16 protein-coding genes are annotated in these 24,749 nt (G+C 53.7%); 7 read left to right on the top strand and 9 right to left on the bottom strand.

Translation table 11 applies throughout. The features are described 5' to 3' along the window. Positions 1-58: 58 nt before the first annotated feature. The 8 genes from EGH21_RS17230 to EGH21_RS17195 all read right to left on the bottom strand — a co-directional run bounded on the left by EGH21_RS17230 (position 59) and on the right by EGH21_RS17195 (position 10,477). The gene (locus EGH21_RS17230; RefSeq protein ID WP_220619710.1) at positions 59-1,438 is read right to left on the bottom strand and encodes a hypothetical protein; all 1,380 of its coding nucleotides are present in this window, start codon (positions 1,436-1,438) and stop codon (positions 59-61) included. Positions 1,439-1,781: 343 nt separating this feature from the next. Next, on the bottom strand, positions 1,782-3,338 hold the full coding sequence (locus EGH21_RS17225) for an ATP-binding protein (RefSeq protein ID WP_220619709.1): 1,557 nt from the start codon (positions 3,336-3,338) through the stop codon (positions 1,782-1,784). Positions 3,339-3,453: 115 nt separating this feature from the next. After that, positions 3,454-5,313, bottom strand: coding sequence for a hypothetical protein (locus EGH21_RS17220; protein WP_220619708.1), 1,860 nt, complete (start codon positions 5,311-5,313; stop codon positions 3,454-3,456). A 2-nt stretch (positions 5,314-5,315) separates the two neighbouring features. Continuing rightward, a complete protein-coding gene (locus tag EGH21_RS17215; RefSeq protein WP_220619707.1) occupies positions 5,316-7,604 on the bottom strand; it encodes a VirB4 family type IV secretion system protein in 2,289 nt (762 codons plus the stop codon). Then, positions 7,601-9,259, bottom strand: coding sequence for a cell division protein CdpA domain-containing protein (locus EGH21_RS17210; protein ID WP_220619706.1), 1,659 nt, complete (start codon positions 9,257-9,259; stop codon positions 7,601-7,603). The genes EGH21_RS17215 and EGH21_RS17210 overlap by 4 nt, the downstream gene beginning before the upstream one ends. Next, the gene (locus EGH21_RS17205; RefSeq protein WP_220619705.1) at positions 9,256-9,696 is read right to left on the bottom strand and encodes a hypothetical protein; all 441 of its coding nucleotides are present in this window, start codon (positions 9,694-9,696) and stop codon (positions 9,256-9,258) included. The genes EGH21_RS17210 and EGH21_RS17205 overlap by 4 nt, the downstream gene beginning before the upstream one ends. Next, positions 9,693-9,902 carry a hypothetical protein gene (locus tag EGH21_RS17200; protein WP_220619704.1) on the bottom strand — a complete coding sequence of 70 codons (210 nt, stop codon included), beginning with the start codon at positions 9,900-9,902 and terminating at the stop codon, positions 9,693-9,695. Before EGH21_RS17200 ends, EGH21_RS17205 begins: the two co-directional genes overlap by 4 nt. Beyond that, the gene (locus EGH21_RS17195; RefSeq protein ID WP_220619703.1) at positions 9,902-10,477 is read right to left on the bottom strand and encodes a hypothetical protein; all 576 of its coding nucleotides are present in this window, start codon (positions 10,475-10,477) and stop codon (positions 9,902-9,904) included. Before EGH21_RS17195 ends, EGH21_RS17200 begins: the two co-directional genes overlap by 1 nt. Positions 10,478-10,751: 274 nt before the next feature. Between EGH21_RS17195 and EGH21_RS17190 the strand changes: the two genes are divergently transcribed. The 4 genes from EGH21_RS17190 to EGH21_RS17175 all read left to right on the top strand — a co-directional run bounded on the left by EGH21_RS17190 (position 10,752) and on the right by EGH21_RS17175 (position 16,154). Beyond that, a complete protein-coding gene (locus tag EGH21_RS17190) occupies positions 10,752-11,219 on the top strand; it encodes a hypothetical protein (RefSeq protein WP_121578204.1) in 468 nt (155 codons plus the stop codon). Positions 11,220-11,346: 127 nt separating this feature from the next. Next, positions 11,347-13,575 carry an Ig-like domain-containing protein gene (locus EGH21_RS17185; RefSeq protein ID WP_220619702.1) on the top strand — a complete coding sequence of 743 codons (2,229 nt, stop codon included), beginning with the start codon at positions 11,347-11,349 and terminating at the stop codon, positions 13,573-13,575. Positions 13,576-13,623: 48 nt separating this feature from the next. After that, positions 13,624-14,130 carry a hypothetical protein gene (locus tag EGH21_RS17180; protein WP_220619701.1) on the top strand — a complete coding sequence of 169 codons (507 nt, stop codon included), beginning with the start codon at positions 13,624-13,626 and terminating at the stop codon, positions 14,128-14,130. 797 nt (positions 14,131-14,927) lie between these two features. Continuing rightward, on the top strand, positions 14,928-16,154 hold the full coding sequence (locus EGH21_RS17175; RefSeq protein WP_220619700.1) for a rhomboid family intramembrane serine protease: 1,227 nt from the start codon (positions 14,928-14,930) through the stop codon (positions 16,152-16,154). 373 nt (positions 16,155-16,527) lie between these two features. Here the strand turns inward: EGH21_RS17175 and EGH21_RS17170 are convergent, their stop codons facing one another. After that, complete coding sequence (locus EGH21_RS17170; protein ID WP_220619699.1) at positions 16,528-16,779, bottom strand: hypothetical protein; 252 nt, start codon at positions 16,777-16,779, stop codon at positions 16,528-16,530. A gap of 192 nt (positions 16,780-16,971) precedes the next feature. Between EGH21_RS17170 and EGH21_RS17165 the strand changes: the two genes are divergently transcribed. The 3 genes from EGH21_RS17165 (at position 16,972) to EGH21_RS17155 (ending at position 24,464) form a co-directional block, all read left to right on the top strand. Further along, positions 16,972-17,352 carry a hypothetical protein gene (locus EGH21_RS17165; protein ID WP_220589692.1) on the top strand — a complete coding sequence of 127 codons (381 nt, stop codon included), beginning with the start codon at positions 16,972-16,974 and terminating at the stop codon, positions 17,350-17,352. A gap of 269 nt (positions 17,353-17,621) precedes the next feature. Further along, entirely contained in the window at positions 17,622-21,833 is a 4,212-nt protein-coding gene (locus tag EGH21_RS17160; RefSeq protein WP_220619698.1) for an ATP-binding protein, read from the top strand. A 531-nt stretch (positions 21,834-22,364) separates the two neighbouring features. After that, a complete protein-coding gene (locus EGH21_RS17155; protein ID WP_220619697.1) occupies positions 22,365-24,464 on the top strand; it encodes a phage NrS-1 polymerase family protein in 2,100 nt (699 codons plus the stop codon). Positions 24,465-24,749 lie beyond the last annotated feature (285 nt).

Genomic DNA, 24,749 nt, shown 5'->3' with positions numbered 1-24,749 from the left:
AGTTACTATTCAACTATTTCCCTAGCCGAAGAGTGTTACGGAAAATACCATGAGAGCACTATTTTGTGTGTCCGAAAAAATAACCCACAAACAAAAAAGCACCCAGCAGTACAATAAGTTCGGTCATAGGAATATAATCAAGTGTAGACATTAAATAGTCAATTAGAAAGCTGATTAAACCAGTATCTCTAATCGAAACGATAAATTGGAGTAAACCTAATCCGAGGAGGAACCACGTTAATCGTTCGACAGAAGTCTGGAGTGAAAGATTAGATCGTGTTGCAGTTGATTGCAACCGATCGCGGATTACACCAGCAATCATATCAAGTTTTGTCTGTATTCGCTCGAGTGAGCCTTCAAGATTCGTTATTTGGTCTTCCAGGTGGGTAGTCCAGTTGGTTAGGTACCCATCAGTATCTGATGGAATAGACTTCTCAATTGGAGGGGTGCTCTCACCCTGGACATAGTCCTGAAGAAGTTGTTTCATTTGGGCAATATCATCTGTAGTTGTCGTGTACTCTTGGACCCAATCATCACGGAGTGACTCAAGGTCTGCTTCGGTTTCCCGAACATCAGCTGGTTCTTCAGTTTCATCAGTCTCCGGCACAGTGAACCCATGTGATTCGTCATCAATGGCACGAATAGCCGCAGAGCGAGAGTGTAGCCAATGGTCAATCAGTAAGGGTTGTGTGAGAATCTTCAGCTGACGAAAGGTTAGTTGAAACCATGAAACCCAATCATCTGAATCTGTAAGGGGATAGAGTGAGTTTTTCATCTCAGAAAGTGTGGGAAGTGGTGACTCGCGGTTACTTTCCCAATCGTTCGAAATGATTAGACGATCATCCACGACTGTTAGAGACTCATATGGATCAATTCCATACACATCAAGATTAGCAATTGACGAGCGAAATGACTCTACTGAGTCTACAGAAGAAATTAAGTTACTATCAGTATGTAACATAAAGATTCCTGGATATGGTCCGCTCTCAGTAACGAGCCCGTTTGGATATGTATCTGTAATCTGTTCTAGTGTCTCACGTATTTTTGTTCGGGTTGACCGAGCTTCAATAGCTGTCTGTCTGCTAAGCTTCTCAATTATTTCCTTATTAACTGTTCCAACTGTCAGTACCTGGGCGATTGATTCAATATCAGAAGTTTCTACGAAAAAAGCGTAGATCTCATCGAAATACTCTGAGTCTGCTTCTTGCTCCATTGGACCATACATATCCGCATTGCACTGTAATTTCCATTCGTTGACAGAGAAGATCTGCTCATTGAGTTTGAGATGATTATCAGAGTGCTTAGAGAGAGTCTGTTTTATTCTGTTAGATTCTGTTGAGCGGAAAAAATTCGAATGCACTAACAAAGTTGCTTCAATATCCATTCCGTCACTACAATTAGATTGATTTATTTTATTCTTTCTGTATGGATCTATCATCCCGGCTACTCTGAGCTGAACAGTATAGACGAAGGATGGCCCCCTTGGGACAAGAAGGGATCACAGGGTTGCCTCTGACAATTGAGTGGACATACCGGGCCGCGGGGTGATTAAATGATGTGGGAGTGTGCCCATTTCAACATGTCATCTCAAACCATTTAACAATCCTTTACCCAGAAATTCATGTTAGTAAAATAAATTACTTTACTATTTCATGCAATAAGAGTTGGGTGGCAGGGGCCGATTTGCAGTCTTGTTCTAACAGCCGATTCAGAAGGATAGGCTGAGAAACACACTGGGGTGCGATATCCAATCTCTCAGTATCACCGTACGAATCGCCATATCAATGATACCCGCGCGTGCCTTGTCCGGGGTCCTCGAAGTCAGCCGCATCGATATCAGTGGTGTCTGGCGTACTAGTCCCAATCGGATCGTTTCCGTCAACACGGGGTAGCTCCTCGATGTCGTGATTCCTCATCTCGGAGAGCCCCTCTAATTCCTCATTCGGTGGAAAGTCCTCTCGCTCAACCGACTCTGCATCGCGTTCAGCTGCATTTCTCCGCGCATCTTCGACGATGTCTTTCAATTCCGCTCCGGTGAGTCCTGCAGTGTGGCTTGCGAGTTCGGCCAGGTCTTCACCGGAGAGTTCCGATGGGACAGCAGCGAGATGCACGTTCAGTATGGCATGACGTGCCTCTTCGTCGGGGAGGCCGACCTCAAAGTGGGCCGATAGTCGACCCGGACGGAGTATTGCTGAGTCGATATCAGCAGGGCGATTCGTGGCTGAGACGACGATAGCCTCACGATTCTCCTTCGTAAGTTGGACGAGGAACTCCGAGGTCACTTTGCGATCCTCTGCATGAATCGTCCCGTCACCGAGAGTACGTGCACCGAAGAGATGCTCCGCTTCATCGATAAATATCACGCAGGGGCCCAGCGCTTGCGCTTCTTGAAACAGGATCTGGATCTGTTCAGTACTGGCATTGACCCATCTGCTAGTGACATCTCCCGGTGACAGCTCTACGAAGGGAATCCCGAGTTCGCCGGCGAGTGCCCGAGCGAACATCGTTTTCCCTGTTCCTGGCGGCCCGTAGAACATGATCCCTCGAGACGGCTGGATTCCGAACCGCTCGTACCGATCATCGCCTTCGAGTGTGGTCCTCAGTGGCTTTAGAACACGCTGATTTAGCGCTTCTTTCACCTCGTAGTACCCGCCGATATCCACAAACGTGGTTTGAGAGTATCGCCAATCGTAGGATAATTGATCTAAATCTACTGGCGCCGGAGTCATTGATACTTGCTGGGGCGGGCTCTTTCGGGCATCAGTGGAGGGTTTTTCTGGTGGTTCCATACCAGTTGAGTCGACATTCGGTTCAGTGCCCGAAGTTGATAGGATCGTTTTGGCGCTTTGTATGTCAGAATTTGCGCTCAAAGGCTTCGTATCGTTGCGATACCAGGCTACGAGCACTCCAACAAAGAATATAGTTAGCCAGAGAGTTGGCTGAACGTACTCACCGACGAATCCCTGATTGAGAGCTTGCTCTCCTACGTAGTCCTCGACGAATGTCAGCCCGAAGCTAAACAGAAACAACAGGGCACTGCCTGTACCAATGGCTCCGTGGACTCTTCCATTCCATAGAGACGCAGGTATGAACATTAGCGTATATACCAGTCCATACATCAGAATTCCATTTAACGCGACGCTATTGTCTATGGTTTCCCATTCCTGACCAAAAGGAAGTCCAATATAAGCAGCTACAATCAGCACTACGATTGTGCTTAGAGTTGCTTTTAGCCAGAACCGGTCGATCAAACGATAGGAGAGGTGCATTGGGATAGTCAAAAGAAGATCAACTACAAAGAGCAGCAGCGCGACTCCCAACCACTGTATGTATGACATTTATACTGATTTCGTCTTCGTCTGAGTCATCATCGATACTTCCTTCGTTTGTTCTATCACTTCAATAATATTTGAATAGAACGGTGGGGGCTCCGATTATTTGAGACATTTTGATTCATTTGATATCCCCAGAGTCACCGGCTTGGCCTGCCGCTGCCTTTCCGAATTCATCCAATGTCGTTTCTTCAGTAGGCCGCCCTGGAGAGTTCCCTGTCGTATTTGGCCGAATCATCATATTTGCCGAAGACCGTTTGGTCCCAGAATAGGCCAGATAAGGATTGCCACCAGCTGCACCAACGAGGGCTGAAGCACCTATTTTTGAGACATTTTTTGGGATAGTGAATCCTGCCATCTTTGCTCCTTTTTTACTCCGACCGGCTGCAACTTTTCCAGCGGCGGACGTTTTCTCACCTGCCTTTTGCGCCATCTCTCTCCGGTTGATTGATTTCTGCTCTTTGTGTGTCCGATCTGCTGCAGCAGTTTGTTCTTCCGAAAGATTCACTGTCTGCATCCTGCCGCTGGAATCTTGATAGGAGGCCATTGTAGCCCCCGAATCCGCATCTGTGTGCACAGTTGCACTAGCTCCTTCTGCTGGGCTTTGAGAGATAACTCCAAGTTCAGATGCTCTCTCAAGATCAAGTTCGCGGGAAGTGATTGCTTCAGAAACGAATTCACTAGCTTGTGATGCCTGCTTAGCATCCTTTCTCTTATTGTCGACCGACTTGTTGAACTGACTCACTGGATTCGCTTTATCGGCAACACCAGATGCCGTCTCGCTCACTTTGTTCACCCCGGAGCTGACGCTGTCGTCGACTTTCGATAGCGTCTGGCTCTGATCAGTAGCGAATTTCCTTCCTCGCTGCGCTACACTCCCCATACGACTGGCCAGTCCAGAACCACCACTTCCTAAGCTAGACGCACCTGTACTGGCAGCGCTGGCGCCTGAAGCACCAGCCCCGGACGCCCCAGCGGCACCTCCTGCACCACCAGCACCAGCAGCGCCGGCGCCACCGGCTGCTGCACCACCACCCGCCACAATGCCGCCGACACCACCCGTGGCGACGGTCCCGACTGCTGCAGCGGCAGCCAAAGTTGCAGTTGTCGCGGCTTCCCCGACGCCGAGTGGTTTGCCCGCCCAGGATATCTGTTTCCAGACGACTACGACCAGTATTATCGGGAAGATCATAATCAGGGCTATCTCCGCAGCGAGAGTTGCTGCAGTTCCAGCTATTCCGTCGGCACTCTCGACGAATCCACCGTTTTCGATGAGTGCCATCGTGAGGATGACCAGCGAGATAATAGGGCCCGACAGTAGCGCGTAGACGCCCATCTTGAGATAGGTCGCCCCGACGTTACCAACGGCTTCCAGCGGGCCTCGTCCAACGAACCAGAGAGCCACGAAGAACGGGGTTCCGATGAACACGAGATACACTATGAACCACCGGAGTAGCAGGAAGAATATCGTGAATATCACAGCTAGCATCGTCAGGAACGCCGTGAACAGAGAGATGACCATACTTAGCGTGGATGCCAAATCCCCAGCCGACTCGTAGGAACCGAAGGCCCCACCGACAGTCGGGTCGTAGTCCAGCATCCCAATCGTCACGGCATTGGTCACATCGATAGCGAACCCCCACGCCGGCTGGGAAATCCCGATGAAGAAAATCGCCATCACCAGCCGGATTATCATCTCAACGATGCTGAATTCCCTATTCTCCCCGAACGGCCATGCGACGAGGGCAACCGCGAAGAAAATCGGCAGCAGTATCAGCGAGATATCGAATACCCCGTTGAACACGTTGCCAGCAGTGGCTGATTCATACGGATTCGGAACCACGATCAGCTGTCGAATCATCCGCTCAGTAATTGCGGATGAAAACTCAGTGGCGGCATCCTCGAATATCTCCTCCACCTCATCGAAGAAGAATTCGACAATGCCGGTCATGACGTTCCTCAGGTCCTCTCGAATACCCATGGTTACTGATCTCCCACGGTAGATGTCTTCTGAGTGGGCTGATTGAGCGCCGCAGATGCGTCCAATGTGTCATCAACGCCCGGCATATCTTCTTGGACTGGCTGAGACGGAGCGATGTTCTCGCCTTCTCCAGCACCGACCGCTGGCTCGCTAGGTGCTACGCCACCCTCTTCCTGGGCGATGTACGCCCATGGATCGAGGTCGTTATCGAGGACGTGGTGTTCGAATTCCCCGGTGTGAACCTCGATACGGCGACGGCCGTGTTCTGTGGAGGAGAGAAGACAGCCAGAAAATCCTGAGGCTTGGCCTCGAGGCGCATCTGACTGTAGGTAGTTCACCTCTTCCGGAGAGAGGTCGAAGTACTCCCGCGTCTCCTCGGCCACTGACTGCGTGTAGAACAGCATCTTGATGTCGCAGTTATCGTAGACCTCGTGGGCCTCTGGTGTCCGGAGGAATTCGTGAGCCGTCTGGCTCATGAGCGTCAGACCGGCGTCATAGTGCCGGGCGTGTCTGATGAAGAGGTTGATGAGATCACGCGTCGACTCCCGGCCCAGCAGATAGTGGGCCTCGTCGAAGGTGACGTCGAACCGGCTGGGCGAGCGTTTTGCCTCGAGGTAGGCCCAATTCAACATCGCGTGAAGAATGAGGGGCATCTCCCCGGTGTCAGCGAAGGAGCTCATATCCATCACGACGAGGCGTGAGTTGAGGTCCAGGTTCGTCTGCCCGTTCAAATTCTGGTTGATGCCTCCGGGCTTGAACGACTCGAATTTCGGCTCAAGTGCCTCGGCAAAGCTACGGTGTGCTTCCGATGGCTCGAATATCGCGTCAGGAACAGCGAATGGCTGTGTCTCTGCCAGCTGTCCATCGGAATCTAGGATATGGAGTTCCTGTAACTGGAGGAGGTCCTCCATTGGGACAATCTCTTGCTCGAACGCTTTCGCGAAGCCGCCCACCGAGATGATTTTCACCCCACGGATGAGGTCACCGATAGTCGGTGACTCATTCTCATAGGTGTCGTACTGTCCCATCACGATCCCTTTCGAGAGGTACGCGTAGTGCGCTGCCTGGGTCAGCATCCCTTCTTCGGCCGGTGGAAGTCCGCCACTGGCTTCGAAGAGGGTGTGTAGCATCTCGACGATGGCCCGGACGGTCAGTGCATAGGTATCTTCAGTCTCGCCAATGTCTCTGTTCGGTGGTTCAAGATCCATCGGGTTGACTTTCTGATTCCCACCGAAGCGAATCACCTCTCCACCGAGCTTTTCGGCGAAATACGGGTAGTCGTCTCCAGCGGGGTCGAAGAGGACGAATTGAACATCTGGCTCACGGAGCATCCGGCGATACACCTCGCTCTTTCTGCAGTAGGACTTCCCCGACCCCGTTTTCCCGGTGATTGCGGCTGCAAAGCCGGAATGAGCGTAGCGGTCGATTACGACCGGACGGGATGTATCGTCGAATCCCAGCAGTATCCCATCTTCGTCGTAGATTGGCGGTTCGACGAGATTGAATAACGTCCCGAGTGCTTCCAATTGGACCGTGTGGGTGTTGTCGATAGTATCGGTCGCAAAGGGCGCGACTGAGCCGTTGGCTTCGAACTGCTGCCGTCGCAGGACGACCGTTTCGACATCTTGTTCGGCGAGAATGGTCTCGACCTGCGAGCGGGTTTCTGCCAGCTCCTCTTGGGACTCCCCGAGCAGTTCGATATAGACTGCAATCTGGAACATTTTCGTCTTGCCGCGGACGACGTCTTGGAGGATGCGAAGCAGGTCGTCCCGTTCGGCTTCGTCTTCCTGCAAGTCGGTACGCCCCTTCTTCGCCTTCCGCATCAACGATGTCTGCGTATGGGTATATCGAGCCTGAAGCTTGTTGCGAGCCTTCTTTTGGTCCGTGGGCTCGATGTGTAGCGATAGCCTGAGGTTGGCGTCAGCCACCGTGAGGGGCACGAGCCAGCCGAGGCCGACTTTCGATGGGAAGGCTGTGACAGTTAACGTCGTCGAGATGGTGCCGTTTCGAACCTGATATTCCGGCGTTCGCTCCATCGTTTTGGGCGCGATCAGTTTCTTATCCAGATTTTCGCGCTCCGCGAGCGATTCAACGGGAGAGACGAGCGGGACTTCATCAGCTTGGAGTTGATAGGCCGCCCACTCGATGTTCTCTCGGTTTGGCTCCCGGTTTATCAGTTGTAGATACTCTATCGCGACCTCGGTCTCGTTCCCAGTCATATCGTCGATAGGGATGCGTTCTTCGTCGTCGTCGTCGGATTCGTTTCCGAATAGGATATGTAATGGGTTCATTCATCCTCTCCTGCTTGCTTTTCACCTGGCTGTTCTGCTGGCGACACCTCTTCGCTAGATTCGCTCAGAGCCTTCTCAGACGCTTCTTCACTGTCGGCTGTTCCTGAACGCTGCTCCTCGCTGTCCGGGTCTGTGGTGTCTGGCACTGCTGCTGAGATGCCAGCAGTGGTAAGCTGGCCGCCATCAGCTGCAACATCAGACACGACTGGACCGTCGTCATCGGCGTCGGATTCTACATCGATGCCTCCGTCTCGACCATGGTTACCATCAGTATGAATCGGCAGATTGAGTCGACGCTGTGAACGAATCGCTACGGCCACAGCGAAGACCAGTGCAAAGACACCAGCTGCATACACCTGAATCGTGAACGTAGTCTGTGCCGGTGCGGACAGGTCCCATTGGAAGGGATACGCCCTGACGAACAACACCGTAGCCCAGGCTGTGACAGAGAGGCCTGCTGTTCCAACCAGCTTGGCTCTCCTCCCGGTCGGTAGCAGTATGACGAGACTCAGAAGGAAGGCCGGCAGACTCACCGCTAGTCCAGCGAAGGATGCTGTTCGTGCGGTCCAGTAGATATCAGCGCCTCGCGGTGCCGCTTCCAGACTCCAGACGAATCCGCCGAGACCACCGAGCGCTAACCCCACGCTCAGGATGGCCAGAGAGAGCCCAGCGTACACTGAGGCGGGAATAATCGGCCGCTCACCGTGACCGATGGGTCCTATGTTTCTGGCATACCAGCGCAGTATACGGTCTTTCGAGACTCGGTCCGCCAAATCTGGGTGGGCAAAGCCTCCGTCAGGAATAGGAGCTAAATGAGTCGCATCAGATTCCGGTTCAGGCTCTGGGTCTGTATCGGAAACCCGGCTGTACTCAGACTCATTCTTGCTGCTTTGCTCAGGATCCGGTGTGTCACTAACGGTGTCCGCGGAGCTAATTGCAGCGGCTTCGGCCACTCCCGAGGGCCGGGTGAAATTGCTCTGTGTGAACCCGAACGCTGGCTTCTCATTGTTGTAGACCTCGTAGAGTATCTCCAGCACAGCGGGCCGGGTATCGATGAGCGTTGTTTCGACCTGTACCTGGGGCAGTTTCGAGGCCACGTGTGAGGCGCGTGCTTTCACTTCCTCAATATACGCGTCCTCATCTTTCTCTTCAGGTTCGCTCTCGCCCTGCACTTTAGACAGAAGCGAGTTTAGGGGACTCTCTTCGGATCGATCTTCGCCCTTGGGAACAGCCACTGCGACAAAGAACTCTCTATCTCGAATATCTGCGACGTCGATGACTTCTCTGACCCACTCTGCGTGATACTTCCGACCGTAATCTAACAGCGGGGACTCGTCAGGGACGACGTCTGAATCATCTTCGTAGTTCGATCCGATGACTAATTCGTCATCGACAGCAACTCCTTCGAGATACGGCTCAGGGTTGTATGCCGTAGACATCGTCAGGATTTGCGTCGGGAACGACAAGCTCCGGAGATAGCTGAGGAACGAGCGGTAGATACTCTCTCGACGGTCAGTCGAAAGGACCAACCAGTCGGTTGGCTCGACCCGTACTATCATCGCATAGCTCGTTGGCGTCTCGATGATGCCACCATCTCGAATCGTGGTGAAGTCCATCAAATCGAGTGTCGAACCCGACCCGTCGACGGAGCTCATCGAGTCCCCTCGGATTCAACAGCTGACGGGCTCTCGGAGTCAGTAACACTACTCTCCTCGTGGAACGCCCGCCTGGCTTCTTGGGCGGGGTATGCGTCGTGGGTGAGCCATTGGTTTGAGGTGTCACCATGGCCGAGGCTTCCCTGCTCGGGGGTCGGTGCTTGCCAAATAAACTCTTCAGGGTCCCGCAAGTCACGGAGAATTGCCTTCATGAAATTCAATGGGCGTTGCCCGGCTGGCGTCCGCCTGTAGACGAAGACACCAGTACAGACTCCGACCAAGAGGAGGGGAAGGGTGACCTGTAGCGGCAACCCGAGTGTGTAAAGTATCACACACGGCAGCATCGGTGGGCCGACTGATTCCGCCAACTTTCGGACTTCGTAGCCACCGATCTTTGATTTCAGCAGATTCGAGGCCATCGGGATATCTTGGCTCACGGCGAATCCTCCGCACAATCCGTTTGGTCTCTGCCCGACGGGAGGCCGAGCTGTTGCTCGGTCGCGACGAGCTGCTGTTCGGCTTTCAACATTAGGCCACGCCACGTCAGGCCCAGATCTTCTCGAACGGTGACGAGCCACTCATACTCATCTGCATCGGAAATCTCGATTCGGGTCCTGTGGCCGGCAGGTGTCTCGGATGGCATTAGAACTGCCCCTCATCGAACTCGAGAGGATACTCGTCATATCCGTAGTATGGGTCGACTGAGTCGAACTGACCCTCGTGGGTTTCCTCACCCTCTACCCATGGCTCAGAAATTGGTTCGTCCTCAAACGCCTGGCCGTGGGTCTCTATAGACTCGAAGGCTTCATGTTCGCTGTCCCGGGGTTCATTGCTCTGCTCGTCACTGTTGCTTAGGGATTCGTGTGGCTGGAAGGACCTTGGACCAGCATCGCGATCTTCGTCGACCGATGAAACATCACTGGACGACCTGGTTGTATCGTGTGGACCACCTTCCTTGTCGACATCCGCCACGTCGTTAGCAGAGAATCCCTGCCCACTACTGGAGCATTTTGCTGTCCGGTCGAGGGTGCTCACCGGGCTGGTGGAGGACGATGGGTTGGTATGGGCCCGTAGGATCGCTTGGACGAGGTCGGTGCTTGCTGCGTCTTTCGCGCCTGCGAGGAGTACGCCGCGCCACAACAGCCCGTGGCGTTCACGGAGGTCACGGATTCGTTCGTATTCTTCGGCAGAGTGCCAGTCAATTTGTACTTCGGGCATTGTCGGGTGTCCTTACTATTGAGCGGACTAGCCTCGCTTACACGCTCACGAACCGCCTGGAGGGCGGGCATCGCATTGTCGTGTGATTAGGGGGATTTTAGCGGGCTTTTCCGTTGGATGGTCTCTGTCGGTAAATGATATAGTGGTAACAGGATTGCAAGGATTGTAACATTACAACCGTTGGTATCTGTGAGTCTACTTGCTGTAGGTCGCCCTCTCTGTGCGTACTCAGTTGACAGCGGGTTCCGCCGCTGGCAGCTCCTCCATCCCTCCAATGACATTCGAATCAACAGACCTGCTCGGGCATCTCATTCCCGTAGTTTCCAGTATCGGGTGGTTCCCCGCGTTTGGAGCAACTGCCGACGTATCGACATCTGCTATTCTTTCTCAGCTCCTCCATCTCAGCCCTGAGTGGGTAGCTGTGAGCCAGCAGCTGCTGGGAATGTTGCTCACATACCCACTCGGTGGCAGTTTCGATACGGTTGTGACTTTCCTCAGTGGCCACAGCGGAATTGTTGACGAGATTGCCGGCGCCGCTGAGATGCCCGCTTGGTTCGGAACATCAATGCAGACTCTCGGACTGATTCTGCTCGTTGTCGGAGCGATGGCGTGGGCCGTCAGTCCAAGTGCTCGAACGCGAGAACGGGGCTTCTATCTCGTATCCTCCGGATTCGTCCTCGCGATTGTCGGTTACGGATTCGAAACATTTCAGGAGTTGATTCAATATGTCTTCACCGCGTGACGAGGGGAACTCATCCTTCGCTCGTATCTTGTCCCGCACGAAGGCTTGGTCGCACTCGGTGGCCCCCTTTCGACAGAGGATCATCCTCGCTGTACTTCTCCCAGCTATCGTTTTCAGTTCAGTCACGATGCCCGTCAGCGCGACTTCGCTTGACCCTATCTACGAAGTCCCGACACCGACTCCCGGTGTAGAAACGTTCCACGACGGGACTTTCCGAATTCTGGCGAATAACGACGAAGACGTCTCACCATCGTATTTTGACTCAAATCCAGGTACTGATGAGACATATCTTGGGTACCCCAGTGCGCTTGGTGATGAGGTAATGCCATCCGCAGATGCACTCTACGCGACGACGACAGGCGATGTTTACCGGACACATCTCTCTGATTCTGTGCCTATCCCATATCAGGACGAGTGGGTCACGTATACCGAATGGCAACGCTCGGGTGGAACACCAGCCAGATTTTATCCAGTTAGCTCTGATTCGACGGTCCCAACAGACGCCTCTGGGCAGTGGCAAGTCGTCACTCGCAACCAGAATTTAGAGCCTCGGACGGTCTACAACGCGCAAGTCTACAGGAATCCTCTCACCGAAGAGCTTGAGATACTGAACTCCGATGATGCACTGGTCTATACCGCTCGCAGTGCGACCATTCAGGAGCGGTATCTGCACATTCGGGACCAGTATTTGCAATACAGCGATGATTCCTCCAGAGCAGCCGTCCCGATGTTTGATGGGGAAGAAGTCTATCCCACAGCAAGCGGTGGGTCTGTTCCGCTCCCGCACGGGCCCGGTAGCTCTGAAACAATATCGGATGCCTGGATTGGGATTTCCGATGTCCGAGAGAGCGCGTGGTATCGCGACTCCTACGTCACCGATAACGCCGACCTTGGTGCATACATTTTGTACGACTATCGGGCCAGTGCCCCCGATGACTTCACCAGCAGGTCCAGCTGTACCCGTACTCACACCGTCACCCGAACAGTCACCGTTGGGAACGAGACAAAGACTGTCACGGATACGCATACGCACAGGTATCCCCGGACTCGATGGGCTGAGTTCGACCTCGTCGATTCGAGTGCGACCGTCACTTCCGTCTCCTTGGACAGGCCCGGCTACGATGGTGACTCCGCACTCGTTGAAAATGAGGAAGGCATCTGGATGGCGACCGATGGAGGAAGAGACCGTTCCCCTGAGTTCTCCCCCGGTGAATACGAGCTCACCGCGACTCTAGAAGTTGAGTCCGAGGTCGAAGCTCGGTGGGGTGTACGGAGTAGCCGATGCAGTGAATATGAACGCTCTCAGAGCTATACCCGGACGCTGACTCGAAGTCACTCCGTCCCGGTAACTATCATCGACGCAGACGCGTCGGGTCTTGAGATAGATGTCACCGTCCTCGACGGTGTCGAATCGGACCGGACAATCGTGCAATGGGATGGGGACCAGGACCTCACTGGCGCTCCGTGGAGCTCGATCGAACTCGAAATTGGCGATGCCAGTTTCAGTGTTGATTCACCGTGGCGATTCTACGGGGTATCACAGACCACACACGTCGAGGAACGGAGCGGTAGTGATAGCGAGACATATCCCGTTACTCACACTCAGGGTGACGCTTGGCCTGCGCTCGTCCATTCGGTGACGAGCGTCGGTAACGTGTCCGTGTCCGCTGCCTACGGGCCAGATGGTGAGTACGGTGGCCTATGGATTGAGGAATCTACCGTGATTGACGAGGAAATTCCGGGAACAGAGCTACCCGCAGGTGTCGTCGACGAAGCCAACGGTTCACCGACGTATCTGTTCGAGAGGCTCGAAGGGGAATTCAGGCCACGAGATGCAAGAGTCGACGAAGCGCTGAATGTTCGGGCCTCGACGGTCTTCGATACCCAGGTTCCGGATGCGAATATTGACGCCCATATCGTGACATCTGAACTTTCAGAACTGGTCGTTGCCGACACCGTACCGGGAGACGACCCGAGCGACAGGCGTGTCCTCCTCCGGTTAACCGATCCCGATGGAAATCCAATACCGAACCGCGAGATTGCACTTAGCGGCGCCGTCGACGAGTCCGTTACGACGAATGGAGACGGTGAAGCGTGGACGACGCTCGATGGGCCATATCTTCGCGCTTCGTATTCTGGCGATGATCTGGCTGGTAGTGATGGCCGATATTTCGAGGGTGATTTCACGACCTACATGGCGCCCTATTCGTACGACGGCTGGGGAGCAACGGGGACGGTTGAACGGTATCTTGAGGCGGCTATCGGCAGCGTGCTCATGTTCGTCGAATGGATCGCCCTCGGACTCCTAGCCTTCTGGTGGCGAAAATATATCAGCATGAGGGAGGCACCCCAATGACGAGCGAATCCGGTTGCTGTGATTTGGCCAGTGTCGCGAGGCAGCTCCATGTCTAGCGTTGACGACCTTGTGGCACCTGCTGAAGCGCTTGCGACGATTGCTAACGCGCTTGGGTACTACGGGACGCTTATCGCACTCATCGTCGGTCTCGTCGGTTGGGTGAGTGCAACCCGAGATCCCGGGAGACAAGTTCGCTTCCGTGGGATGGCCATTGCTGGTGCTCTGGGCCACTTGGTTATCATCGCCGTCGAAGGCCTCTATGCTACCATCCGATTCGTCATGGGGACTGAGTTCCTGCCCGATGGCTGGCCGTATGGGGCATCCCTCTCCGGGTCAGGGGAGAGTGATCTGATACTCCTTTCAGAAGCGCTCAGTGGGTTGCTGTATCATCTGGGTCTGGCGATATTCATCATCGGCATCATTGCGTGGGCCTTCGGCCATATCGGGCGTGAAGGCTCGCTCAGGAGCAATACTGGGGTAACTCTCGGGCTGGTGATGATTGCTACCTCGATAGGCGGGAATCTGTTCAGTGTATTCACCTATATCCTCTTGTAGAATTAGTCAGCGATTTTCTACTCAAAGCAGGCGAAGCAGTGACCAGCATGCATTCGCACGAATGGAGTGAGCGTTCAGCCTTATTGACGTAGATTTTTGCGCCGAGCGGTGGGCGAGCGAGGCGAACTCACCCGAGGCTGAAAAGGTACGTTTGCGAATTTAGAACACAGCTAGCTGGCAGCTGTATCCTCTCCAGTTGACTTTCCAGTCTTTCATTGGAAAGCTCCAGTCTAAAAGCTGTATTTAACAGTAAGTTTTTGCCGCTTAGAATAGTAGCAAAATAGTAATGCCTATGGAAAAATCACATAGTAACCCTCAAAGAAAAATCAGGGCTAACTCTTATAAAAAATGTCCAGACTGCAAAGAGTCGAATCTTCAGCAAAATAATCAGTGCTCCGGTTGCGGCTCCAACTTTTAAAGTGACTAACCACTCAGACGACATCTTTGATGGTTTGGTGCAGAAATCGTACAAGAAATGTCCTGCCTGTGGAACAAACAACTTGCGGCAGAACAAGACGTGCTCAAACTCCGATTGCAGCCACCGATTCTAACTATGAGTAATGACGATTCCGACCCACAGTTCACCAATGATAGCCGGAAACTGTGCCCAGACTGCCAGTTAAGTAATCTTCGCGGCAACAAGGAGTGCACCAACTGTGGTTATGAATTCTGACAGGTGGAATAATGACCAATGAGGACGATGAGGGTAAGGCTCTTCGACAGTGGACATGTCCTGAATGCCGCTGTTCAAACCTCACTTCCAACAAGAAGTGTAAGAACTGTGACTATGAACTATAATGCTGTTTGATTCGGTTTTCAATATTGTACCGCAACCTGTAATTTCTTGGTGGCTGATACTCCTTCTACTCATAGAGTTAGTGACAAAAATCGGCATCAATCCAGTACATCAACTCAGTATTGTCGAAAGTCACGATGTGTATGAGGATATCTCAGAACGACAACGCAACTCGGCGTTGTTGGTCGCTAGCTTAGTGATAGCCGGATTAGCAATTATTCTTCGCGATCAAAGTAGCGAACTCGCACAGCAGGTCGAACTTTTCGCTGGAGCATTCGGACTACTATTGATTGCTGCGTTCGCCCATGAACTTAGCCAGACCTACAGAGTATACCTGACGTTTCAAGAACTTTCGCTGGAATATGGACTGCTACTCCTCGTATACGGTCTATTCCTGCTTGTCCAAGAACTCGTTCCAGCTGCTGCAGATGTCACATTTGCCGTCTTTGTGATTGTCTTCTTGTTTCGGTTTGCAAGCGTATATGGCGAACTTAAGGCTCACAATCTCGAATTCAGGAATTCTGATTACGCGACAAGACAGGAATTTTTAGAAGAAAATGTAGGGTTTAGGCTTACCAGACCCTCGATAAGTGGATTTCTCTACAGCATTCGCGGCAATATCGGAATACTCCTTTTGATGGCTATTGTCTACGTAGGGCAGTTAATCATTGCCGGAAATATAGACTCCAGCGCTGCTTTCACTGCGATTGAGGAATTGCCTGACTTAGGCTACTTTTTGCTTAACCCTTGGCTACACTCTACACACAACCACATCTTCCAGAACACACTGTTATTCGCACTCTTTGGCGCTTGGACTGAGAGAAAGACAGGTACGGAAACATTCGTAATCGGAGTTATCATTATCGGATACACCACGAATCTTGCCACTGGAATACTGGGTATTGGAGGATTTGGTATCGGTATTAGCGGAATCACCAACGCCTTAGAAACCTATTTTGTACTTTTTCAGCTTGCAGTCTACTCCAAGGCTATGAAAGCCGACCCGGCTCAGTACCGGAAGGCCGCGATGCACATCGTTCTTTTCTTTATAGCGTTAATCCTTGTCCTGAAATCTATTCTTGAGTTTGTTGGGTACATCACACCAAATCCTGGAGTCGCTACCGGAGCTCACTTTATTGGAGTTGTCATGGGGGCGGCTTGGTTCACAAGCAAGTATCTCGGCCCAAAGCTTCGAGAACAGTTCTCGACTCTTGCTCTGTTTGGATAAATCCCAACAGCGATACTGCTCTCCCTGTTCTTTAGAATATCGCTGAAAACAGTGAGAGAAATAAAACCGGTCGGCTCGAATTAAGCTGATTTCTGTCTTCGCCGGTTGTACTGATGATTCATTTCGAGGAAATTCTGTGCTGAACTGATGGCCGATACGTGCCCTGTGTGCAGCACGCCCCGCTTAACATCCCATCGAACTGGCAGGACTTTTTCCGGTCAGTATGCAGGTGCGTTGAGTAGCTGATTTGATAGGAACCTACACAAAGAAGCAGAGTCGTCGCGCTGAAATCAATCTATACATTCATCAACACTTTCGAGAACGGTCTCCGGCGGAGGATTCGAAAAGGACTACTGTCCTACAGCGACTGTCGCTATTCGCTGTCTTCCTCTAGTTCCGAGAGTCCAATCGGCAGGTATGGGCTCTGCAGTTCTTCACTCTGCGGGAACTTCATCGAGTCGAGGATTTCGTTAAGCGCCTCGTCGTATGACCGATTGACGAGCGGGTTCCGGTGCTTGAAAGCCGTCATTCTCGCGTACGTGTCCGGCTTCAGTGGAATATTCTGATAGCGTGGAGTCTTCTTCTGTTCAGCGTTGGAGTCTGCTTTTCGGGTGTTTGCTGACATCTATCGCTCCGGGTAACACATCGCGCTTAGGAGGGTGCGTGTGTATGGCATCCCATTTAGCGCAATGAAGTATTAAGCATTTCCACACTAAATCAACAATATCAGCGGGGTAAGAGCGGCGTTTTGTAATATTACAATAGTTGCAACTTACTTTTGTTTATCATATCGACTCTCCTAAAGAAGAACGGGAAAATGAACATCCTCCGAACATCCCGACCAGTCAAGAGCATCTCCACGGCGCTTATCGCACTGCTAGTACTCGTCCCCCTGATGGTGGCCCCGGTGGCCGCACAGGAGGTTGGTGGCGATCCGGATGACGTCACTGGCGACGCTGGCACAGATAACTTCGAAGGAATCCTGAACAACATGTACGATGTCGTGATGACTGGCCTCCGCTATGTGGGCCTCATCGCGCTCGCTGCCGGTGGTGTCCTCTACTTCACTGCCCGCAAAAACAGTGACAGAGCCGAGAACGGCATGAAAATCGGTATCGGTGGGGCTGCACTCACGCTGTTCTACTTCGGCATGAACACCGTCATCGGCCTCCTCGAATACATCGCTGGAGGGGCGTAATCGCACCCAGCAGAGAGCTGGGATTCAGCCATCATCCAGAGTGAAGTACCGAGTATAATCACAACGAAGCCCACTCACGAGGTCCGGACACCGAGGCCTTGCACTTCTGTGGGCATTATCGAGCAGTCTCAGCACTCACACTGTGACTGACGCACTACAGTAATGATTGAAACCGAAATCCACCGACAGAACAACATCCGGTGCGAGAATTCGAGTGTTACACAGCCCAGTGAAAGCTGGTTCAAACCCAACAGGATTGGGTGGGCGCTGTGACGCCCTCGCCAGACGACGATGAGAGCGCTGGCGGCGCTCCGAATACTGGGTACAACGGCATATTCAGCGGCAAGGGCATTGATGTCCGACGCGCGAAGAAGCTTGACTCTCATGTATCGGATGGTCAGGACAGCTCAGATGCTGATTCCGAGTCTCCTCGGCGTTTCACGAACGCGCAGAGAAGCGAGGAACGGAATCTACCAGCGCCAGCTGTGAAGGAAGATGGCGCCGACTCTGTCGACATCTCTGAGGAGCAGAAGGGGAGTGAAGAGACAGTCGAGCCGTATGATCCAGCAAAGGATGACATTGGCCCTGGAAAAGCTCTGGGAGACCCAATCGAAGCTCGCCCGTATATCCATATCTCCCCTGCCCGTGAGCAAGTGACGCCCGGGAACGTAGTGAGTGGGCTCTTTGGATTGTACCGGGCTGGTGTCACCAACACCTCGCGCTTCAATCTCCTCTCCACTTTCGGACTGAAGAACTACGATAAGACGTTCGAGTTCATCATCCACAAGCCCCGGGCGACGAAGCGTTTCGACTTCTATCTTTCTGCGACACCCTACGATGCGACCTCGTTCAAGAACCTCGCCGCTAACGTGCGGGCAATATACCCGGAAAGCTTCGAGTTCGAGATCGTCCCGTTCAACCAAGTCGCGGCGTTCGCTTCGAACGACGGTAATGCGCAGGTCGGCGGTCGACGAATCGCTGCCCTAGACGACATCGAGGATCTCGAACGACTCGATGGATTCGCTGACCCTTCGGTTTTCGAGCATCACGAAATCGGTGGGGGCAACGAGCCAACACCTGACGAGGCAGAGCAATCACTGCACTTGGACGGCGTTCCATTGCGTCCGAGAGAGGTGCCACCAGAGAAGCGCCCCGCCATCGTACAGTGGGAGGGTGTCCCGCGAAAGGGGCTCGACTGGATGACGCTCATTCAGCCGTTCAGCGATATTGACATAGACGTCAATGACCAGTACCGCTCACCTCTGAGTGTCTTGCTGGAGCAGGCAGTTCACACTGACGACCCGTTCGTGTTTCAGGCCGTCTTCTCTCCCCGAAAGGATTGGACAGACGAGGCTGAGGAACACAAACGCGACCTCAAGATGGGCAACTATGGGGCACTCTCTGCAGCGACCAACGAGATGTCTCGACAGCTCTTCGGAAGCAGTGACCAGGAACGGCAGAATCTCCACCGAGGCGAAATCCCCGAGCAGGTCGGTGGGACGCTCAACGATGGCGATTCCAAGAAAACGACGGGCTCTCGGATGGCCCAGATCGACCACAAGCAACCGACCACGACGTTCGACCTGACGCTTCGGGCAGCCTCTGACCCAGATACCGTCCAGAGTATCTCGAACGCGTTCACCAGCCTATCAGGTCCATATTACGGGATTGAGGGCAAGATACTCGATCAGAGTGACAAGCCCTTCTCACAACTATGCCACGCACGGCAGAACAGAGAGAGTGCGCTGAGCGGCCTCTTGAGCAATCGGTCTCCTATCATCGTTGTGTCTCCTGATGAGCTAGCGAACTTCGTGGTCGCTCCCAGTACGGATGCGTTGCCTCGGGCGAGTCGGGGGTCATCTGGCGGCTCGCCGGATGCACGAGCGCCGCTCACAGCGACTGATGAAGATATGCTGTCGAAATACGACACTGGGATGCACATCGGAAGTGCAGAAACGGCCGTCGAAAACCGGCCAGATATCCCGATTCGACTGTCCGCAGAGCAACTCACCCACCATATTCTCCGAGCAGCGACGACGGGTGGCGGGAAGACGACCGCGATGATCAACGATGCCCTCAGCGCCTACGAGGCATTCGATGGGCCGACGTTCATCTTCGACAAGAAAGGGGGCTCAATGAGCGAGGAGTACAAACGGGCCCATTTCCACAAATTCGGCTCGCTTGACAACGTCATTCATCTCCCAGTGCCTGGTCCTGACGAAGAAGTACTCGCGTTCCCCTACTTCGATATTCGACCCCAGCTGGCCGCAGGTGTGAGTCGAACCGTCGCAGTCCAAGAGAAAATCGATCGCTACAACGAGCTCCTGGTGTACGTTCTCGGGAGCGAGTTGACGCAGCAAGCGTTCGTGGCACAAGAGATTCTCAACAACCTAATCAAAGCTCTCTTCGACCCCGAATACGGCCGCGATGCCTGGCCGATAGAGGACCTTCTGAAGGCTGCTTTCGAAATGCAGGAGGGCGAGATACCGGAAGTTAGCGACGATACACTGCGTCTCACTCTGTCCCGTCATCTCCATGCCGATGAACAGCGCTTCCAGACGTCTATCGACGCGGTGATGAACCGGATTACGAAGCTCGCTGAGAGGAGTTTCATCTGGCGAATCCTGAATTTCGTGCCCGAGTGGGACGACGAGGCTGGGGCTTACGCTGACCAGTCGCCAATGTTCGACGTCCAGGACCTGCTGGACTCACGGAGCGTGGTCCTCATCGACACTGGTGACCTACGGCCAGCTTCGAGCAACCTCTTCACATTCATGCTGCTGGATTATATCTGGAGTGGGGCACGGCTACGCCACCGAATCGGTGAAACGCCCAGTGTGCGTGACGACTACGTAATCAACCTAATCATCGACGAGGCAGCACCCCTCCTCCAGTCCGAACTGGTCCGGGATGATATGATTCCAGATGGACGAGAGTTCGGACTCGCGATGGAGGTTATCGTCCACTTCGCTGAACAGGTGAAAGCCGACGCGCTGGACGTTGCGAGCTACAAAGAGATTCTTCGCAATATCAACACCAAACTCATCGGCAAACTGGCTGTCGACGACGAACTTGTCATGACCCTCTTCCACGAAGGGATTGAGTCTGAAGAGCTCGTGGACCGAATCACGTCGCTTCCGCGTGGGGAGTGGGTCGCACAACTACCCGATACAGGCTTCATGACCGATATTCCTGAGCTGGTGACGCTCCTCCCTGTAGACATTCCAGCCGGCCACACCGCTTCGGGCGACCCTGTGACGGAAGAGACAGTCTCGCCGTATGGGATTCTGTACAGCGATGCAGCCGATGAAATGTCACGGCGAACTCGTGATGACTACTGTCTGTTGCCGGGCAGCAACACGAAACCATCGGCACAGCAAGTCTCGAACGCGCAGGCAGAACCATCCGGTCCGTCTGTAACGCCAGATGGTCTTCCGCACTCTACCGGCAAATTAGATTCTGGTGGCGACAGTGGCGCGACGAACAATCTCGGCACCTCACTTGGCGGTGGGCGCTCACCTACTGCGAAACGCGACGAGAAGGGGCCGGCCTCCAAATCCCGGGCAGACGGAGACGAAGACGATGGGGGCACCCATCCTCGACCGGTACCAACGGACGATCTCGTCGACGACCTGGACGCGACCAAATCGAACGGCAGTAGGGCCACCCCCAAACCTGCTGATTCCTCCGGAACCAAACCAGACTCAGAGCCCGTTCCGAATCAGCAGAAGGGCGATTCAGGGGGCAAACCTGAATCTCCCGATGGTGGTCCCAATGCCGATTCAGAAATAGATACAACCCTGTCAGTTGACGAACGGAGGTTCCTCACCGAGGTCGTTACCACGGTCAACGGTCGGCATCCCACGTTCGACATCCTCGATTCGATGGCAGCTATCAAAAATCAGTTCTCTGATATAGATTTAGAGAAGCTGGAGGGCCTCGGCTATCTTGAGGTGCACGAAGACCTGAGCCGGATTTACTACACTGTTACCGGCGACGGGCAGGTGGCCTGTGGCGCATCCGTAACTACTGGAGAGAATCAGGGAGATGTGAATGAGAAGACCGTCCACAAGGTACTGGTGGAGGCCTTAGCACGGTCGCTCGCGAACGACCGAACCAATCAGTACTTCATCAGCAAATATTCGCTGATCGACGATGGGGCTGCCAAGCCTGATCTCGCGGCTTATGACGGTGAACGGTTGGCTCTCATTGGTGAGGCCATATCGAACAGTCCCCCCTATCTCATCGTCAAACACTTCGACGATTACAACGCGGTTGCGGCCGAGCGCAAAGTCTGGATAGTGCCGAATATCTCGGTCGCCTGGGAGATTGTTCGAGCCCTATCGAATGCAGGGCGGATTGGTGACCTCCCTGCCAAGCGAGAGGGGCTGACCTACGATGATCTGAACGCTGAAATCTGGGGCGAAAACAGTGACTGGGAGTTCGCCGGCGGACGGGAATTGATCCGTGAACTCGAGTAACCGCGTGAATCCATTCGCGCGGAAAGTGCGCATTCCGCGCACGGCAGGTAGAGAGCTCCTAAACCGCGAATCCACCTCTGAGAACACCCGGCTGCTGTTGACGGACACACAAAGTGTGCAAAATGGCTTAGAGACTAATTGGGGGTCTCTCGACACTCAGATTCCAAACTCGATTGCGTCTGGAAATCGGTTTGCGACAAAATCCGCGCAAGGCGTAAGGGTGGTTGAAAAGTGGGCAGATGCAGAAATACAGGGTCTGAACCACTCTAATACCAATATTGTAAATGAGGGGGCGTTAGGGTGGTGCCCGTCGACGAGAGCATACCTAGAGGGTCTATCGAGCGCTCTCCTGTCTCCATTAGCCATTCCCGAATTGATTTATCATAGTGTTGGGTGGGGACGGAGTCGATACAGCAGTGAAATCGCGTGCAGTCTATCGGTTTCATCTCGTAGTGTTCCATCCACCCTGAAACCGGTTTGTCACGCCTCGGTGACGGAGGCGTATGCGCCGGAACAATACCAACTCAAACCATGCCGATAATCGACGTTAGAGACGAGGAAATACCCGAAGAAATCCGCCCCATCGAGAACTGGATCTGCTGGCGAGAGGGGGAGCGAGACGGGAAACCTACCAAAATCCCGACGAAACCGTATCGGACCAGTGGCAGCCCGAATCTGGATGTCACCGACTCGAATCAGCGTCGGGATTTCGAGCAAGCAGTTGCAGCCCACGGCGACAGTCGCGTCAACTCCGACGGCCTCGGATTTGTGTTTACCGAGAATGTCTCCATCACCGGCGTCGATCTCGACAAGTGCCGTGATGCCGACACCGGTGAACTCGAAGAATGGGCTGAAGATATCATCGATCGATTGGACTCCTACACCGAAGTCTCTCCCTCCGGAACTGGTGTGCATATCCTCGTCGGTGGTGAGCTTCCCGATGGTGGGAATCGGAAAGGCAGGGTCGAAATGTATGACTCCGACCGCTACTTCACTGTGACCGGTGAGCACGTCGATGGAACACCCCGGGAAATACGCACCTGTCAAGATGACATAGAAGCCGTTCACCGAGATTTCATCCGAGGTGGTATCGACTCTGACGGACAGACGAGTCTAGATACTGCAGCCGCGTCGAATATATCAAAAAACGGTGGAAACGAAGCTGATTCATCTTCCGCCTCTGGCGGACAGCACGAGTCAGAATCGCTTCGAGACAGATACGGTGATGACCTCGACACCATCGAAGCATCGGCTGTGAGAGACGCACTGGCGCGAGTCGATGCTCGGTATCTTCCGGAAGTCATGCCGAAAACGTTCGACGACCTTGCCGGGCCGGGCGTTGAGCTATCGGACGAGGAGATACTCATCAAGATGTTCGACGCGAAGGGGGGCAGTCGTCGACGGCGCCTCTACGATGGCGATAGCTCGATGTGGGGGTCACCACAAGCCGAGTACCCCTCTCAATCTGAAGCCGACATGGCGATGGCTCACTACCTGGCTTTCTGGACGGGTAAAGACCCTGCTCAGATGGACGCCCTCTTTCGCGATTCCGGTCTGTATCGAGAGAAATGGGACCGGCGTCACTACAGCTCGGGGTCAACATACGGGGATGTCACTATTGCCCGGGCCCTACTCCGTGTCGACGACTACTACGAATTGCCCTCCGCCGATGGGAAGAAATTCGGCGAGTCATCTTCAAATGGGAAAAGCGAGACAACTGATGCATCGACTCCTTTCGACGATTCATCGAAATCTTCGGGCCACGCCACTACGGCTGACACGGGAACTGGTCTGAGCAACGCTGGCGGCACTGGCGACACTTCAGATGGCGTGGCGCCTTATTCACCATCCGCCGACAGTAAAGCCGACACGGGGCCATCCAGCGCCTCTGGTGGCGATGCGACGCCGGCACCAGAGCCTCCCTCGCCCACAGCCCACACTGACCCACCTGTCCGAAATCCCGATGCAGTGTCCGGGGACTCCGTCGAAAATGGGTACGTAGCAGAACAGGACGAACACGGACGCACTCCTGCTTCTCCCCGTGGTCTCGACACCGACGATACGCTCCGTGAGAGTACACAGGAGGCTATGGAACTCACGGCGGCGGCAGCCGGAAAGGACTGGGAGCGTACAGACCCACATTTGACTGACGCCGAAAAGCACGCGAACGACTGGAGTGTGCCTCGTGAAGGCCGGACGCCGACACAGCAGGCCTTGGACATGGCTCGTGAGGACAACCGGATATTGGCCCGAAAACTTCGTCGGGAAAGCCAGCAGTATGCTGACTATCACGCACTCGAGGAGGAAAACGAGCGTGTCAAGCTCAGTAACCGGGTATACCTCCAAGCCATCGACGAGCTGATGAGCGAACGCCATCGCTACCGGGAACTGCTTCGGACGGAAGGCCTCCTGTCAGAGGAGGATGCTCGTCTTCCAGATCATCCAACGAAGCATCTCAAGGCTATCATCCGGCCGATGATCCGACGCGAAGACACGCCGACGGCCAAGGAAACGCTCACCGGAATCGACGCGGTCCTTCAGCAATACACCGAGGCCAACGAACAAATCAGAGGGGCGGACCGAAAGACCAGTACAGGTGTCCGTGACCGGTTGTCTCGGCTGTTCGGGTAGCGTTTCTTGAGCAGCCGTGTGACCAATGTCTCGAGAATCTGTTCTCGCTTTATTGTCGTTGAGTCAGTCGTAGGAAGGCGCCTTTCAAGAAATCCCTCAAAGGCTCAATATCTTAATTTGATGTTCGGCAATACGGGCAGTGCTGCTCTGTGACTTTCGAATTATAAATTCGGCCGCAAGCAACGCATTCTTTGATGGGATTGTTGCTCATACGAGTCTTAAGCTATAATATAATATAGCAGTTCCCCTATTTTCTCGCCATCAGACAGTAGAAGGACTGTACTG

The sequence above is a fragment of the Haloarcula rubra genome (assembly GCF_019599465.1).
Classification (GTDB): Archaea; Halobacteriota; Halobacteria; order Halobacteriales; family Haloarculaceae; genus Haloarcula; species Haloarcula rubra.
The sequence above is the reverse complement of the archived record's forward strand: the minus strand, read 5'-3'. Positions and strand labels throughout refer to the sequence as shown.

Bases quoted from the DNA above. Each gene is read 5' to 3' on its own strand.
- EGH21_RS17230 (WP_220619710.1), bottom strand. From the start codon at position 1,438: ATGATAGATCCATACAGAAAGAATAAAATAAATCAATCTAATTGTAGT.
- EGH21_RS17225 (WP_220619709.1), bottom strand. From the start codon at position 3,338: ATGTCATACATACAGTGGTTGGGAGTCGCGCTGCTGCTCTTTGTAGTT.
- EGH21_RS17220 (WP_220619708.1), bottom strand. From the start codon at position 5,313: ATGGGTATTCGAGAGGACCTGAGGAACGTCATGACCGGCATTGTCGAA.
- EGH21_RS17215 (WP_220619707.1), bottom strand. From the start codon at position 7,604: ATGAACCCATTACATATCCTATTCGGAAACGAATCCGACGACGACGAC.
- EGH21_RS17210 (WP_220619706.1), bottom strand. From the start codon at position 9,259: ATGAGCTCCGTCGACGGGTCGGGTTCGACACTCGATTTGATGGACTTC.
- EGH21_RS17200 (WP_220619704.1), bottom strand. From the start codon at position 9,902: ATGCCATCCGAGACACCTGCCGGCCACAGGACCCGAATCGAGATTTCC.
- EGH21_RS17195 (WP_220619703.1), bottom strand. From the start codon at position 10,477: ATGCCCGAAGTACAAATTGACTGGCACTCTGCCGAAGAATACGAACGA.
- EGH21_RS17190 (WP_121578204.1), top strand. From the start codon at position 10,752: ATGACATTCGAATCAACAGACCTGCTCGGGCATCTCATTCCCGTAGTT.
- EGH21_RS17185 (WP_220619702.1), top strand. From the start codon at position 11,347: ATGCCCGTCAGCGCGACTTCGCTTGACCCTATCTACGAAGTCCCGACA.
- EGH21_RS17180 (WP_220619701.1), top strand. From the start codon at position 13,624: ATGTCTAGCGTTGACGACCTTGTGGCACCTGCTGAAGCGCTTGCGACG.
- EGH21_RS17175 (WP_220619700.1), top strand. From the start codon at position 14,928: ATGCTGTTTGATTCGGTTTTCAATATTGTACCGCAACCTGTAATTTCT.
- EGH21_RS17170 (WP_220619699.1), bottom strand. From the start codon at position 16,779: ATGTCAGCAAACACCCGAAAAGCAGACTCCAACGCTGAACAGAAGAAG.
- EGH21_RS17165 (WP_220589692.1), top strand. From the start codon at position 16,972: ATGAACATCCTCCGAACATCCCGACCAGTCAAGAGCATCTCCACGGCG.
- EGH21_RS17155 (WP_220619697.1), top strand. From the start codon at position 22,365: ATGCCGATAATCGACGTTAGAGACGAGGAAATACCCGAAGAAATCCGC.